Below are 13,432 nucleotides of genomic sequence, written 5' to 3'. Positions count from 1 at the left end.
GTTATTACCTTCTACTTAATCAGGCGGCTGTGTACGCCACACGTTGTTCACGATTTAATCCCTGAAGCGCCGACACGTCGACGATCAGCGCCACGCTACCATCACCCAGAATGGTGGCGGCAGAAATACCCGGCACTTTGCGGTAGTTGCTTTCGAGGTTCTTCACCACCACCTGGTGCTGACCAATCAGCTGATCGACCAGCAGCGCGTAGCGTCGCCCCGCGCTTTGCAGGATCACAACGATGCCCTGCGTGGCCTCGGTCTTCGCCCCGTCCACTTCGAACACTTTCCACAGTTCCACCAGCGGCAGGTACTCACCGCGCACTTCGAGGACGCGCTCGCCGCCCGCCAGCGGATGCAGATCTTCTTCACGCGGCTGCAGGGATTCCATCACGGCGTTCAGCGGCAGGATAAAGACTTCGTCCGCCACTTTGACCGACATGCCGTCGAGGATCGCCAGCGTCAGCGGCAGCAGGATGCGAATGGTGGTGCCGGAACCCTGTTTAGACTGGATCTCAACGTGGCCGCCCATCTCCTGGATGTTACGTTTCACCACGTCCATGCCAACGCCGCGTCCGGAGACGTCGGTCACCTGCTCCGCGGTAGAGAAGCCCGGCGCGAAGATCAGCATGCCCACTTCTTCGTCGGTCATGTTTTCATTGACCGCCATCCCCTGCGAAATCGCTTTTGCCAGGATGCGCTCGCGGTTAAGACCCGCGCCGTCGTCGGTCACTTCGATGCAGATGTTTCCGCCCTGGTGTTCCGCAGAGAGGATCAGGTTGCCGACCGGGGATTTACCGGCGGCAATGCGGTTTTCCGGCAGCTCGATCCCGTGGTCGAGGCTGTTACGCACCAGGTGCGTTAACGGGTCAATAATGCGCTCGATCAGGCTCTTATCCAGTTCGGTTGAGCTGCCCATCAGGGTCAGTTCAATTTGTTTGTTCAGCTTGCTGGCAAGGTCGCGGACCAGACGCGGGAAGCGGCTGAAGACATATTCCATCGGCATCATACGGATGGACATGACCGATTCCTGCAGGTCGCGGGCGTTACGCTGCAGCTGACCCATGCTGGTAATCAGGTCGCCGTGCGTGACCGGATCCAGTTCGTTAGAACGCTGTGCCAGCATCGACTGGGTGATCACCAGTTCGCCAACCAGGTTAATCAGCTGGTCAACCTTCTCAACGGCAACGCGGATGCTGGTTGACTCGCTGGAGCGAGCGGCAGGTTTCTCACCACGTCCACCAGGTGCCGCAGCCTCTTTTGGCACGGCCTTCAGCGCCGGGGCCGCAGGTGCCACAGCCGGTGCGGCGGCCTGAGCCACAACAGCCACCTCTTCCGCAGCGGCAGGGGCGTCAACCACAGCAGTTTCGGTTTCGAAGGCAATCTGGTCAGCTTCAATCACAAAGCACAACACCGCTACGATATCGTCCTGGCCAATACCGTCATCAAGCGTCGCGGCCAGGCTGTCTTTGCCTTTTACCACGTTGCTTAACTTCGCCAGGTTGCCCAGCTCTTCTTCCAGCAGGTTAACTTCATTCTCTTTGAGGCGTGACAGCACAACGCGCAGTTTTCCCGCCTGTGCAGCGGCTGGCGCGGCCTCATCGACAGCAACCGCATCGACAACGCTCAGTTTCGCCGCAGGGACAACGGCTGCAGCGACCTCACCTTTTGCTTCCAGGGCGAGCTGGCGCAGCGCATTGCAGATGTATTCAAAGCTGGCGGCATCAGGCTCTGCCGAACTTTTATAGGCGTCGAGCTGTTCCTGCATAATATCTTTGGTTTCCAAAAACAGGTTGATAATGTCGGTATTGAGCTGCATCTCACCGCGTCGTGCTTCATCAAGCAGGTTTTCCATTAAATGGGTCGTTTCCTGCAGGATGGTAAATCCAAACGTTCCGGCTCCGCCTTTAATAGAGTGCGCCGCACGGAAGATGGCATTGAGCTGCTCGGAGTCCGGTGCTTCGGGCACCAAATCGAGCAAGTGTTGCTCCATATCGGCCAACAATTCGTCGGCTTCATCAAAGAATGTCTGGTAAAAATCGCTAATATCCATGCTCACGCTATCACCTCGGATTGGCTGGTGGCGATGTTGGAACGGCAGCCGAAGGAACGGCCCCAGGCTGTTTTAAATCGTCCAGTGACTCATTCTGACTTTCGGCGTTTTCATGCAGGATGGCCTGCTCCGCCTGCTGGTTCAGCACTAAAAGACTGATACGACGGTTGATGGCATCATCCGGCCCGCGGTCGGAAACGCGCATGGTTGCGGCCATGCCGACTACGCGCAGTACCTTGCCATCATCAAGCCCACCTACCACCAGCTCGCGACGCGAGGCGTTGGCACGATCGGCAGAAAGCTCCCAGTTGCTGTATCCCTTCTCCCCACTGGCGTACGGGAAATCATCCGTGTGTCCTGACAGGCTGATTCGGTTAGGAATGCCGTTCAGCACCGGTGCAATGGCACGCAGAATGTCGCGCATATACGGTTCGACTTCCGCACTCCCGGTTTTAAACATTGGGCGGTTCTGGCTGTCGATAATCTGAATACGCAGCCCTTCCTGCACCAGGTCGATCTTCAGATGCGGGCGCAGCGCGCGCAGTTTCGGATCTGCTTCAATCAGCTGATCGAGATCGCCACGCAGTTTCTTCAGGCGCGCCTGCTCCATCTTTCTTTTCAGCTCGTCGATGTTCGGCTCTTTTTTCACCTCACCCTTCTGCTGGGTGTAATCATCGCCGCCGCCCGGGATCGGGCTGTCGCTGTTAGAGATACGCGGCCCGCCGGCTACCGCCGTTGCCAGCGGCGTGCGGAAATATTCGGCAATCTGGATCAGTTCTTTTGGGCTGGAGATGGAGATCAGCCACATCACCAGAAAGAACGCCATCATTGCCGTCATAAAGTCGGCGTACGCAATTTTCCACGAGCCGTGTGCGCCATGCCCGCCGCCCTTGTGCTTGCGTTTTTTTACGATGACGATCGGATGGGACTGGTTTTTCATGCGTCCTCAGTTGTCGTCTGTTGGTTTGGGTTTTTCACCGCACGCACGTGTTCTTCAAGCTCGATAAACGACGGACGCTCGCTGGAGTAAAGCGTTTTACGGCCAAACTCAACCGCGATCGGTGGCGCGTAACCGTTGAGGTTAGAGAGCAGTGTAATCTTCACGCACTGCATCATTTTGGTGGTTTCGGCGCTTTTCTGGCGCAGAACGCTTGCCAGCGGAGAGATGAAGCCGTACGCCAGCAAAATACCGAGGAAGGTTCCCACCATCGCGTGGGCAATCAGCGCACCGAGCTCGGCTGCCGGACGGTCTGCCGAGGCCAGGGCGTGAACCACCCCCATCACCGCTGCAACGATACCGAATGCAGGAAGCGAGTCGCCGACCAGCGCCAGGCTATTGGCCGGCACTTCTGATTCGCTTTCGTGGGTTTCGATCTCTTCGTCCATCAGCGCTTCGATTTCGAAGGTATTCATGTTGCCGCTGATGATCAGTCGCAGATAGTCGACGATAAAATCCAGCATCATGGCGTCAGCAAGAATGCGCGGATAGCTGGCAAAAATTTCGCTCTCTTTCGGGTTTTCGATATCCCGTTCAAGCGAGAACATGCCCTGCTGACGCGACTTCGCCATCAGGCGATAGAGCAGTGCCAGCAGATCCATATACATGCTTTTCGTGTATTTCGAGCGACGGAACAGCAACGGAATTGCTTTCAGCGTGCCCTTGATCGATTTACCGTTGTTACCAACGATAAAAGCCCCTACCCCTGCGCCGCCGATGATAATAAGTTCAGCCGGTTGATAGAGTGCTCCAAGGTGCCCGCCGGTCATCATGTAACCGCCGAAAACTGTACCGAGAACTACCAGGTAACCTAATAAGATAAGCACGACATCATCCTTCCGCTAGTGACTATGGCAAGGATGTCCAGCTCGCAGCGTTGACCGATTGCGGGGTAAAAAAAAGCAGCGGTAATTGCTTACCGCTGCTGGAATCTTTCCCACACGTTCGGGTTAAACAGCCTGTTCGATCTGTTCATCCAGCAGTTGTGGAATAATATCGGCAGCATCCCGGGAAAGTTTACGTCTTTTTACTGCGCGGGATGGAGGCTGACATAAACTACAGGCGAAGCTGCCTGCAGGTTGATGAGCATGGGTAATAAAATTGCCATCGCAGCAGTTGCAGCGCGACAGTTCAAGCATTCCGCTCTCAACAAAACGCACCAGCGTCCATGCGCGGGTCAGCGCCAGCAGAGGGCCTTCTTCCTGCTGTGGGCATTGTTCAAGGTAAAGTTTGTATGCTTTGATCACGGCGTCAACGCCGCTACACAAACCGGTTTTGAGAAGATACTGCCAGGCATTACAGAACATGGAAGCGTGAATATTCTGCTCCCACGTCATAAACCAGTCGGTAGAAAACGGCAGCATGCCTTTCGGCGGGGGACTACCACGTAACTCTTTGTACAGTTTGATGAGACGACCACGGCTCAGCTGAGTCTCGCTTTCCAGCATTTGTAAACGAGCACCCAGTGTAATCAGCTCCATGGCCAACTGTATGTCACGCGCTTCCTGAACAATGCTTTTCTCGCTCATTGCTAGGCCCTTTTCTTACGGGCTACGTCATCAGGCTGGCTGATTTCGTTAAGCAAGCGAGTGGAAAGAAGAATACCGGTATGGATCTGTTGAAGATCGTCCACACGGGACTCCTGCGTCAGACGCGTTATTGTCTGTGAATCATCGAAACGGAACTGGCAAACCAGTTGATTCGTTTCAGCCAGTTTAACCATCTGCGGGAGGGTTAAGCCGCCCAGCATGGTTGCCATTTCTTCGTTAATACCCAGACGAAACATCGCGGACGCCTTGTCCTGACTAATCAAACGCTGCGCGAGCAGTAAATACGACAAATTGATGTCATAGATATGTTTTAGCAACTCGGATGTATGCATTGTTCCCATCCCGAATAACCAACTATTATTTTTATGCGGAAAGACCGCACCCCGTGATGTCGCCGGGAAATCACCCGGTATAAAAAAGAAAAGGCTAAATGCATAGTTGAATTTAGGTTTGTATTCACTGAAACCGTAAGAGAGAAACCGCGGATGCGTCTCTTACGTGTTTTATCATTTCTTACAAATAACTAAGATTTTTCCTAATTCGACGCAAACTCTACTCGTCAGTTTTGCCACATACAATCCAGCCACCCTCAAATTTAAAAAAAATGTGACGCGCATCACACAATTTAAGCGAATATGACCCATAAATCCATCAGTATGACTTGTAATTTGCTCACTTATTAGCCATTTGGAACTGTTTTGTATTCTTAAATGACGAATACTCATGCAGATGGCTTAAAAGAACTGGCACGTTACATGCTTGCTCTGTCAGGAACCTCTGTCTGAAACATTCACGCCAGTTGACTCTGCGTAAAACATTTTTCTTACCGTGAAAAAACAGAGAGTTATGAGGACAGTCTCAAAACACTGTTTCACACTGAAATTATTAGAAATGACTTTGTAACGCTTAAGAAGGATTAAACATTGAAAACATGCATTTGTGTGATGTTCGTTAAGTTGTTAATTTTTTTCATTTAGGCGCATTTTTCAGTTATTCTTCTTATAAGAATAATTAATGAATAATTATGATAAGCTTCACACTAATGTCGCATTCAGCTCTTGCAGAAGTGGAGATTTCGCGGTAAAGGTGGTTAAACGCTGTCTTTCAGACATCTAAGGAGTGCGCCATGAGTTACTCCCATCTTCTTGTTTCCGTAGCAGTTTCTCCCGAAAGCCATCAGCTCGTCGCCAGAGCCGTTTCCATTGCCAGGCCCCACAATGCCCGCATCAGCCTCATCACACTCGCCGCAGAGCCTGAGATGTATAATCAGCTGGCTGCCCCCATGCTGGAGGATATTCGTGAGGTTCTGCAGGAAGAAACGCAGCAATTTCTGCGTGAATTAGTGGAAAAGGCACAATATCCGGTTTATGAGACAATTATTGCGACCGGGGAGCTTAACGCCCATATTCTCGACATGTGTCGCAAACAAAATATTGATTTAGTGATTTGCGGGAATCATAACCACAGCTTTTTTTCGCGCGCAGCCTGCGCGGCGAAATCTATTGTCGCATCAAGCCAGGTCGATGTTCTGTTAGTACCGCTTGGGGGGAATTAACCCCCCAGCGGAAAATCAGGCAAGTTTAGGGAAGGTCGCGATCTTTTTTTGCAGATTGCCTTCATGGCTTTGCGTGGCGATATCCCGGAGATCCTGAATAAAACGCGCCTGCCAGTGGTTAATGTCGTTCTTCCGGATCGTCTCCATCATGTCGGCATGGCGGGAAATACGTTCCGTGAGCGGCATTGTCAGGGCACGATTCAGCGCGTTAGCCACGTCATCCCTGTCGTAAGGGTTAACAATAAGCGCAGACGTGAGCTCATTTGCAGCCCCGGCAAACTGGGAAAGCACCAGAACCCCCGGGTCGGCAGGATCCTGGGCCGCCACATACTCTTTCGCCACCAGGTTCATCCCGTCGCGCAGCGGCGTGACCAGCCCAACGTCCGCATAGCGGAAAACCTTCATCAGGATCTTACGGTCAAAGTGCTGATTCAGGTAAAAGAGCGGCGTCCAGCCCAGCTGGCCGTAGCGGCCATTTATGCGCCCTGCCTCTGTTTCCAGCTGGTGGCGAATATCCTGATAGGCCTGAACCTCACCGCGCGACGTCGGCGCGATCTGGGTATAGCGGATTTTACCGTGGTGCTGCGGATATTTATCCAGCAGCGTTTCATACGCCAGGAAGCGTTCCGGCAGCCCTTTGGAATAATCAAGGCGCTCAACCGAGAAGATATTTTTCACGTGCTTAAGTTCATTCTTAAGCTGCGCAAGCTTCGGCGGCAGCGGACCTGAGGCCTGCTCCGCGATCTCGTCTGGTTCAATTCCTATTGGATACACCTCAGTGTGGAAGGTTTTGCCCCAGGCCGAGTGAGTTTTTCCGCCTTGTGTCACCAGACGGGCTTTCCCTGAGACGGAGTCAAGGAATGCAAGGCGGTCATTTTCCGTCTGGAAGCCAAGCAAATCGTAGTCACACAGCGCCTCCAGCAGCTCTTCATGCGGCGGCAGCGCGGTAAAAATTTCCGGCGTCGGAAAAGGAATGTGCAGGAAGAAGCCAATCCGGTTATTCACCCCCCTCTTTCGCAGCTCTCTCGCGAAGGGCAGCAGGTGATAATCGTGGATCCATAAAATATCGTCTTCTTCTATTAATGGCAGCAGTTTATCCGCCAGCAGCGCATTCACGCGCGAGTAGCCTTCGAAGGATTCACGCTGGAATTTGACCAGGTCAAGACGATAGTGAAACGCAGGCCACAGGACGGCATTCGAGAACTGCGAGTAATACTCGTCATAGTCTTTCTCTTTTAATGCAAATGAAGCCCACGTAATGTTTCCGCGCGTCACCTTTTTAAGCGGCTTCTCTTCTTCACTGATTTCCCCACTCCAGCCAAACCACAGCCCGCCAGCGGCTTTCAAGGCACCTAACACCCCTACCGCCAGGCCACCTGCACTGGCTTTTTTGTCATCAGGCGGTGCGATTCGGTTAGAGACGACGACTAAGCGACCCATAATGGTTTCCCCCTTTGCTTTGCGCTATTTGTTGTTGTTGCTGGTTAGCGATGTCAGATATCCACTGCCAGACGCTGGCGACATCCGCCAGTCGCCATTCGGCAACGGTGTCACCAGGCCCCACCTTGACGGCGATACCTCCGGCCTGATTCACCACGCGAAACCCGGCCTCATCGGTCAGGTCATCCCCTAAGAAAACAGGCGTCCGGCCCTTAAATGGTGCCTCCGCCATAAATGCGGCGATGGCTGCACCTTTATTAATCCCCTTCGGTTTTAACTCGACTACGCATTTGCCCGGCTGCAGCGCCAGCTGTGGATGCGCATCCGCAACCGTATGAGCAAGCGCGAGCACGGCATCTTCGTGCTGCGGCGCCTGACGATAATGCAGGGCAAAGGCCATGCCTTTGGCTTCCAGCTCGGTGCCGGGCAGTACGGCCAGCGCTGCAGAGAGCTGCTTATGCAGCGTTTGCGTGAGTGCGTCGGGGAGTGAAACAATATGCGTGTGATCATGGATGTCGCGGCGCTCCGCTCCGTGTACACCGGCCAGCGGAAAGTGGTAAGGACTGGCGAGCATATCCAGCTCGGCCATTGAGCGCCCTGATATCAATGCCAGTGCTCCCTCGTTCATGAGCGAGAGCTGATGCAAATCCTGTAACACCGCCTCCGGAATAGACACCTGATCGGGGTGCGGTTTTATCCCGGCGAGCGTGCCGTCGAGATCAAAAAAGAAAGCATAATGTCCGGGCAGTACAGGCGGTGCGGTTAACATGTCAGCCACCCTTTTCCTCCTTACGGTTTACGAGAGGTAAACGCCTTTACCTCTTTCATAGCCATGTAAGTATAGACAGTGTGACGTGGCTCGCCATTTGACAACCGCCCCGCCAGTTTTACTGGCGGGGCGGTTCAGGGGTCAACTATGGTTATAAGTTGAGCAATAAAAGACGGAAAAAAGGGTTACACGGTACGCTTCGCTTTTTGCTTGTAACGGTCGAAAATCACCGCTGCCAGCAGGATCAGGCCACGTACCACGTACTGAGAGAACGGCGAAATATTCAGCAGGTTCATGGCGTTCTCCACCGTGCCTAAAATCAGGATACCGGCCACAACATATGAGATTTTTCCGATGCCTCCCTTGAGGGAAACGCCCCCTAAAACGCAGGCCGAAATGACGATCAGCTCATAACCGATAGAGGTCATCGGCTGGCCGCTGGTCATACGCGAAGCAAGAATAATCCCCGCGGCGGCAGAAACCAGCCCTGAGAGCACAAAGATAATAATCTTGGTTCGCACCACCGGTACCCCTGCCAGGCGTGCCGCCTCTTCATTACCGCCGATCGCCAGCGTGTTACGGCCAAAGGTGGTTCGGTTAAGCAGGAAGCCGAACAGGATCAGGCAGGCCACGGTCAGCCAGATAGGCGCAGGCAGACCCAGCCAGTTGGCGTAACCCAGGGTAAAGAAGCGCTCGTCTTCAATCCCCACGGCTTTACCGTCGGAGATGATGTAGGCCAGCCCGCGGACAATTTGCATTGTCGCAAGCGTGGTTATCAGGGCGTTAATCTTCAGGCGAGCGATAACAAAACCGTTCACCAGACCGCTGATGACGCCGAGCAGCAGTCCGGCCAGGACGCCAATCCACAGGCTCTCCGTCATGTTGATTACCACGGCCGTCGTGACGCCCGCACAGGCAATCACCGACGCCACCGACAGGTCAAAATCGCCGGAGGCCAGACAGAACAGCATACCGCAGGCCACCATCCCGGACATGGAAATAGCCAGCCCCAGCCCCTTCATATTAATGAAGGTGGCAAAATTAGGGACGAAAATAGCACAGGCGAGGAACAGCGCGGCAAAGACGACCAGCATGCCGTACTGATCCCAGATACGCCCAAAACTCAGCGCCGATTTCGATTTCGGCGCCCCGGATGTAGTAACAGAGGACATCATTAACTCCTTACTCAGGCGACAGCCTGGCTGACTTTAGGCATGGCGAGGTTCAACGCCTGTTGTTCATTCGCCTGTTCATGAAGTAATTCACCGGCAATTTCGCCTTCACGCATCACCACAATGCGGTCGGCCACGCCAAGCACCTCCGGCAGATCGCTGGAGGCGAAGAGCACCGCCACGCCGCGCTTTGCCAGTTCATAGATCACGTTATAGATCTCGTGTTTCGCCCCCACATCGATACCGCGCGTCGGCTCGTCCAGCAAAATCACCTTCATATCCTCTGACAGCCAGCGGCCTAAAATGGCTTTCTGCTGATTTCCGCCGGAAAGATTCATGATCAGCTGTTCCGGACCCGGCGTTTTGATATTCAGCGAGCGAATATGGTGGTCGGCGTTGCTCGACTCCCAGTTATCGTTTATCAGGCAGCCTGCGCGAATAAACTTGCGGCGAGCGGAAATATTGATGTTGTCGCGTACCGAATGCACCGGAATGATCCCCTCTGCTTTACGGTCTTCCGGGCAGAGCATCATGCCCGCCCCGATCGCGTGGGCCGGTTTCTGAATATCTACCCGTTCGCCGTCAATGGAGACCTGGCCATCGGTAATACGGGTACCGCCGAACAGACCTTTCATCAATTCGCTGCGCCCCGCCCCCACCAGACCAAACAGGCCGACGATTTCACCGCTGCGAACGGATAACGAAATCGGTGTTCTGACGCCCGGCGCTTTGACGTTATCCAGGCGCAGGCGTTCCGGGCCGTACGGGCGCGGCTGCCAGTGATAAATATCGCCCAGATCGCGTCCGACCATTGCCTGAACCAGCTGGTCATGGTTCACCTGCGCCATGTCGGTAAAGGTGCGCACATAGCGTCCATCTTTAAACACGGTGATGGCATCGCTCAGGGCAAAAATCTCTTCCATTCGGTGCGAAACGTACAGGATCGTACGGCCTTCCTGACGCAATTCGCGGATCACGCGGAACAGATTTTCGATTTCACGCTTAGAGAGCGAACTGGTGGGTTCATCAAAGGCAATAATTCTGGCGTTACGCGCCAGCGCCTTGGCAATTTCAACCATCTGCCACTGGCCGATGGAGAGATATTTCAGCGGCGTCTGGGGATCGACGTCCAGACCCAGGTGTTTAAGCTGCAGCCCCGCTTCATAATTAAGTAGCGAACGATTCACCACGCCGCCTTTATGCGGGAGCTGTCCTAGATAGATATTTTCCGCCACGGTCATCTCGGGAATGAGGTGCAGCTCCTGGTAGATGATCGCCACCCCGGCATTGAGCGCCGCCGTGGTATCGGCAAACGCCATCTCTTCGCCGCGAATGGCCAGCGTGCCGGTCGTGGGCGCGTAGTTGCCGCTGAGGATCTTCAACAGCGTGGATTTACCCGCGCCGTTTTCCCCCATCAGGGCGTGAACCTGGCCGGCATAGCAGTCGAAGCTGATATCGGTCAGCGCGTTCACACCGGGGAAGGTTTTCCCGATGCCGCGAAAAGAGAGATACGGATCAGACTGTCGCATAACGTCTCCGTGATTCCTGTAGTGTGTACGTCTGGCCCCTCACGATGTATGAGGGGCGCAATCACAGCGTATTACTTACCGCCCAGTCCTTTTTTCGCCAGCTCCTCTTTGAAGTTGTCGCGGGTGATCAGCACCACGTCGGTCACTTCGGTAAATTTCGGCGGTTCGGCCCCTTTGGTGACCCAGTTGTAGAGCATCTCACTGGATTTGTAGCCGTGAACGTCCGGGCTTGGCAGCAGAGAACCGTAGAAACCGGTAGCCTGCGCTTTGGACAGCTCGCTGACGGCGTCAACGCCGTTGATGCCAATCCCGATCACGTCAGGCGCTTTGAAGCCCTGGCCTTCCGTCGCGCGTACCCCGCCCAGCACGGTGTTGTCGTTCATGCCGACCACCAGCCAGTGTTTGACCTCCGGATGCTGGACGAGCATAGAGTTCGCGGCGTCGAAAGCGCCTGGGATATCGTTGGATTTGGTTGGGACCTTATAGATCTGTTTTTCCGGGAAGCCGGCCGCTTTCAGCGCATCCATTGAACCGGTAGTACGACGACGTGCGGTGTCCAGCTCGTCAGCCGTGATAGCCATCACCGCGGTCTCTTTGACATCCCAGCCGCGCTTTTGCATCTCTTTATAGAGCTCCTGGCCCTGGCGTTCGCCGATTTTTGTCGCCGCCATCATGACCAGCGGGACGGTATCCATCGGCTTGCCTTTAGCGTTGACGAACTGATCGTCAACCGCGATGACCTTCATGTCGTAACCGCGCGCCTTCGCCGCAATCGCCGATCCCAGCTTTGGATCAGGGGTACAGATAACGAAACCTTTTGCACCGCTGGCCGCAAGGCTGTCGATGGCGTTCAGTGTTTTTTCGCCGTCAGGCACGGCGATTTTAATGACTTCAAAACCTAAATCTTTCCCGGCTTTATCAGCGAATTTCCACTCAGTCTGGAACCAGGGCTCTTCGGGCTGTTTTACCAAAAAACCGAGTTTTAAATTCTCAGCGATAGCGGATTGTGACATAACGGCAGCCAGACCGATGGCCGCCAGCGCTTTAGTAAATTTGTGCATGGTAAACTCCAGCTTTAGCATTCTTTTCTGTAGGGAATATGTGCGTGCTTCTAATTTAATCGGACTTAAAACAAGGCATTAGCGCTCACCTCATCATAAGCGTTATTGCTGGTGATAGTTTTAGCGGGAAATTAATCATCCATAAGAGAGCCCCATCACACCGCAGAATTACAGTAATTGCGTACATAAATTCAGCGAAAAATGACATAAAAAAGGCAGGATTTGTCAGACAAATGGAAGGGGGTTAAGCAGAATTATCCATAAGATTAGCTAAGATATCCCTGATGCTCCTCAGCGAGCAAAACGGCGCCTGGCGTTAAACGGGTTCTCATGCTGTTTTATCAAGAATGTATAACGCACCAGGAAAAACGTTATTCCGCAGAATTTGATTTAGCGCAATTTTATTGGCACATCATATATTCGAAACGATTAAGCCGTATTTCTCTTTTTCACGGAGCATTATTCCAACTTAATATTTTGGAAAGAGTAACAGTGTGTCACCCCAGTAAAAAACCTTAATATTTAGACATTTAAAAAGAACTCACTTCATGGCGAGCTAATTGCTTTTCTGTACTATATTAAGCTTTGTAATGTATGGTAAACACAGCCTAATTAAGAGTTTTCTTAGACCACAGACAAGGGTATGCTTATTTATATCGAACACAGGAAGTGTATTTCGGTCGACTTCGGTCACGGCAGAATGTGTATTTCTGCTTTTTTCTTCGTATTTGCCTGGCGCTCAGGTTAAGCAACGGACATCACGTCCCACAGTCAATAAGGATATGAGTATGGCTACCCAAACGATGATGCAAAAACTTAACGCGCAGATGAACCTTGAGTTCTACGCCTCGAATCTGCACCTTCACTTAAGTGCATGGTGTGCCGAGAATAGCCTCACGGGGTCTGCCACATTCTTTCGCTCTCAGGCGCAAAGTAACGTCACTCATATGATGCGTGTCTTTAACTTCCTGAAAGCCGCAGGGGCAAATCCTGTCGTTAAAGCTCTTGATGGGATCAACGAGAACTACTCTTGCCTGGAAGAACTGTTTCAGAAAACGCTTGAAGAGTATGAACAACGCTGCAGCACCCTCAGCAAACTGGCCGATGAAGCCAAAGCGCAGCAGGACATTACGACGCTCAGATTCTTACGCGATATGGATAAAGAGCAGCAGCAGGATGGCCTTCTGCTGAAGACGCTGGCGGATGAGATCCATAATGCGCAGCAGGCGGGTTTATGTCCTGAGCAAACCGACCGTCATCTGCTCGACATCGTGGCGGTGCAGCACCACTGAGTTTTTTGGCCTGC

12 protein-coding genes are annotated in these 13,432 nt (G+C 53.2%); 2 read left to right on the top strand and 10 right to left on the bottom strand.

What is annotated here, in order from left to right; genetic code table 11:
* Positions 1-19: 19 nt before the first annotated feature.
* From cheA to flhD, 5 genes are all read right to left on the bottom strand, one after another.
* Positions 20-2,059 carry a chemotaxis protein CheA gene (gene cheA / locus UR504_RS11125; protein ID WP_302235231.1) on the bottom strand — a complete coding sequence of 680 codons (2,040 nt, stop codon included), beginning with the start codon at positions 2,057-2,059 and terminating at the stop codon, positions 20-22.
* Between the two features lie 4 nt (positions 2,060-2,063).
* The gene (motB, locus tag UR504_RS11120; protein ID WP_109845187.1) at positions 2,064-2,993 is read right to left on the bottom strand and encodes a flagellar motor protein MotB; all 930 of its coding nucleotides are present in this window, start codon (positions 2,991-2,993) and stop codon (positions 2,064-2,066) included.
* The gene (motA, locus tag UR504_RS11115; RefSeq protein WP_008500417.1) at positions 2,990-3,877 is read right to left on the bottom strand and encodes a flagellar motor stator protein MotA; all 888 of its coding nucleotides are present in this window, start codon (positions 3,875-3,877) and stop codon (positions 2,990-2,992) included. Before motA ends, motB begins: the two co-directional genes overlap by 4 nt.
* Positions 3,878-4,000: 123 nt before the next feature.
* The gene (gene flhC / locus UR504_RS11110) at positions 4,001-4,579 is read right to left on the bottom strand and encodes a flagellar transcriptional regulator FlhC (RefSeq protein ID WP_013096051.1); all 579 of its coding nucleotides are present in this window, start codon (positions 4,577-4,579) and stop codon (positions 4,001-4,003) included.
* Between the two features lie 2 nt (positions 4,580-4,581).
* Positions 4,582-4,932: a flagellar transcriptional regulator FlhD gene (flhD, locus tag UR504_RS11105; RefSeq protein WP_008500415.1), complete on the bottom strand. Its 351-nt coding sequence runs from the start codon at positions 4,930-4,932 to the stop codon at positions 4,582-4,584.
* Between the two features lie 794 nt (positions 4,933-5,726).
* Between flhD and uspC the strand changes: the two genes are divergently transcribed.
* Entirely contained in the window at positions 5,727-6,155 is a 429-nt protein-coding gene (gene uspC, locus UR504_RS11100) for a universal stress protein UspC (protein WP_115875708.1), read from the top strand.
* A 15-nt stretch (positions 6,156-6,170) separates the two neighbouring features.
* Here the strand turns inward: uspC and otsA are convergent, their stop codons facing one another.
* The 5 genes from otsA to araF form a co-directional block, all read right to left on the bottom strand.
* On the bottom strand, positions 6,171-7,595 hold the full coding sequence (gene otsA / locus UR504_RS11095; protein WP_302235230.1) for an alpha,alpha-trehalose-phosphate synthase: 1,425 nt from the start codon (positions 7,593-7,595) through the stop codon (positions 6,171-6,173).
* Positions 7,570-8,373 carry a trehalose-phosphatase gene (gene otsB / locus UR504_RS11090; protein WP_115875709.1) on the bottom strand — a complete coding sequence of 268 codons (804 nt, stop codon included), beginning with the start codon at positions 8,371-8,373 and terminating at the stop codon, positions 7,570-7,572. Before otsB ends, otsA begins: the two co-directional genes overlap by 26 nt.
* Before the next feature lie 176 nt (positions 8,374-8,549).
* Entirely contained in the window at positions 8,550-9,536 is a 987-nt protein-coding gene (gene araH, locus UR504_RS11085; RefSeq protein ID WP_023312268.1) for an L-arabinose ABC transporter permease AraH, read from the bottom strand.
* Positions 9,537-9,550: 14 nt separating this feature from the next.
* Positions 9,551-11,065 carry an L-arabinose ABC transporter ATP-binding protein AraG gene (gene araG / locus UR504_RS11080; protein WP_302235229.1) on the bottom strand — a complete coding sequence of 505 codons (1,515 nt, stop codon included), beginning with the start codon at positions 11,063-11,065 and terminating at the stop codon, positions 9,551-9,553.
* A 71-nt stretch (positions 11,066-11,136) separates the two neighbouring features.
* Complete coding sequence (araF, locus tag UR504_RS11075) at positions 11,137-12,126, bottom strand: arabinose ABC transporter substrate-binding protein AraF (RefSeq protein WP_003859687.1); 990 nt, start codon at positions 12,124-12,126, stop codon at positions 11,137-11,139.
* A 788-nt stretch (positions 12,127-12,914) separates the two neighbouring features.
* On the opposite strand from araF, the gene UR504_RS11070 reads away from it, so the two are divergent.
* Complete coding sequence (locus UR504_RS11070) at positions 12,915-13,418, top strand: non-heme ferritin-like protein (RefSeq protein WP_111964842.1); 504 nt, start codon at positions 12,915-12,917, stop codon at positions 13,416-13,418.
* Positions 13,419-13,432: the final 14 nt, after the last annotated feature.

It is taken from the genome of Enterobacter sp. 241F3, from assembly GCF_034106785.1.
GTDB lineage: Bacteria > Pseudomonadota > Gammaproteobacteria > Enterobacterales > Enterobacteriaceae > Enterobacter > Enterobacter vonholyi.
This window is presented reverse-complemented; position numbering and strand designations above follow the sequence as displayed.

Bases quoted from the DNA above. Each gene is read 5' to 3' on its own strand.
- uspC (WP_115875708.1), top strand. From the start codon at position 5,727: ATGAGTTACTCCCATCTTCTTGTTTCCGTAGCAGTTTCTCCCGAAAGC.
- otsA (WP_302235230.1), bottom strand. From the start codon at position 7,595: ATGGGTCGCTTAGTCGTCGTCTCTAACCGAATCGCACCGCCTGATGAC.
- flhD (WP_008500415.1), bottom strand. From the start codon at position 4,932: ATGCATACATCCGAGTTGCTAAAACATATCTATGACATCAATTTGTCG.
- UR504_RS11070 (WP_111964842.1), top strand. From the start codon at position 12,915: ATGGCTACCCAAACGATGATGCAAAAACTTAACGCGCAGATGAACCTT.
- araH (WP_023312268.1), bottom strand. From the start codon at position 9,536: ATGTCCTCTGTTACTACATCCGGGGCGCCGAAATCGAAATCGGCGCTG.
- motB (WP_109845187.1), bottom strand. From the start codon at position 2,993: ATGAAAAACCAGTCCCATCCGATCGTCATCGTAAAAAAACGCAAGCAC.
- araF (WP_003859687.1), bottom strand. From the start codon at position 12,126: ATGCACAAATTTACTAAAGCGCTGGCGGCCATCGGTCTGGCTGCCGTT.
- flhC (WP_013096051.1), bottom strand. From the start codon at position 4,579: ATGAGCGAGAAAAGCATTGTTCAGGAAGCGCGTGACATACAGTTGGCC.
- araG (WP_302235229.1), bottom strand. From the start codon at position 11,065: ATGCGACAGTCTGATCCGTATCTCTCTTTTCGCGGCATCGGGAAAACC.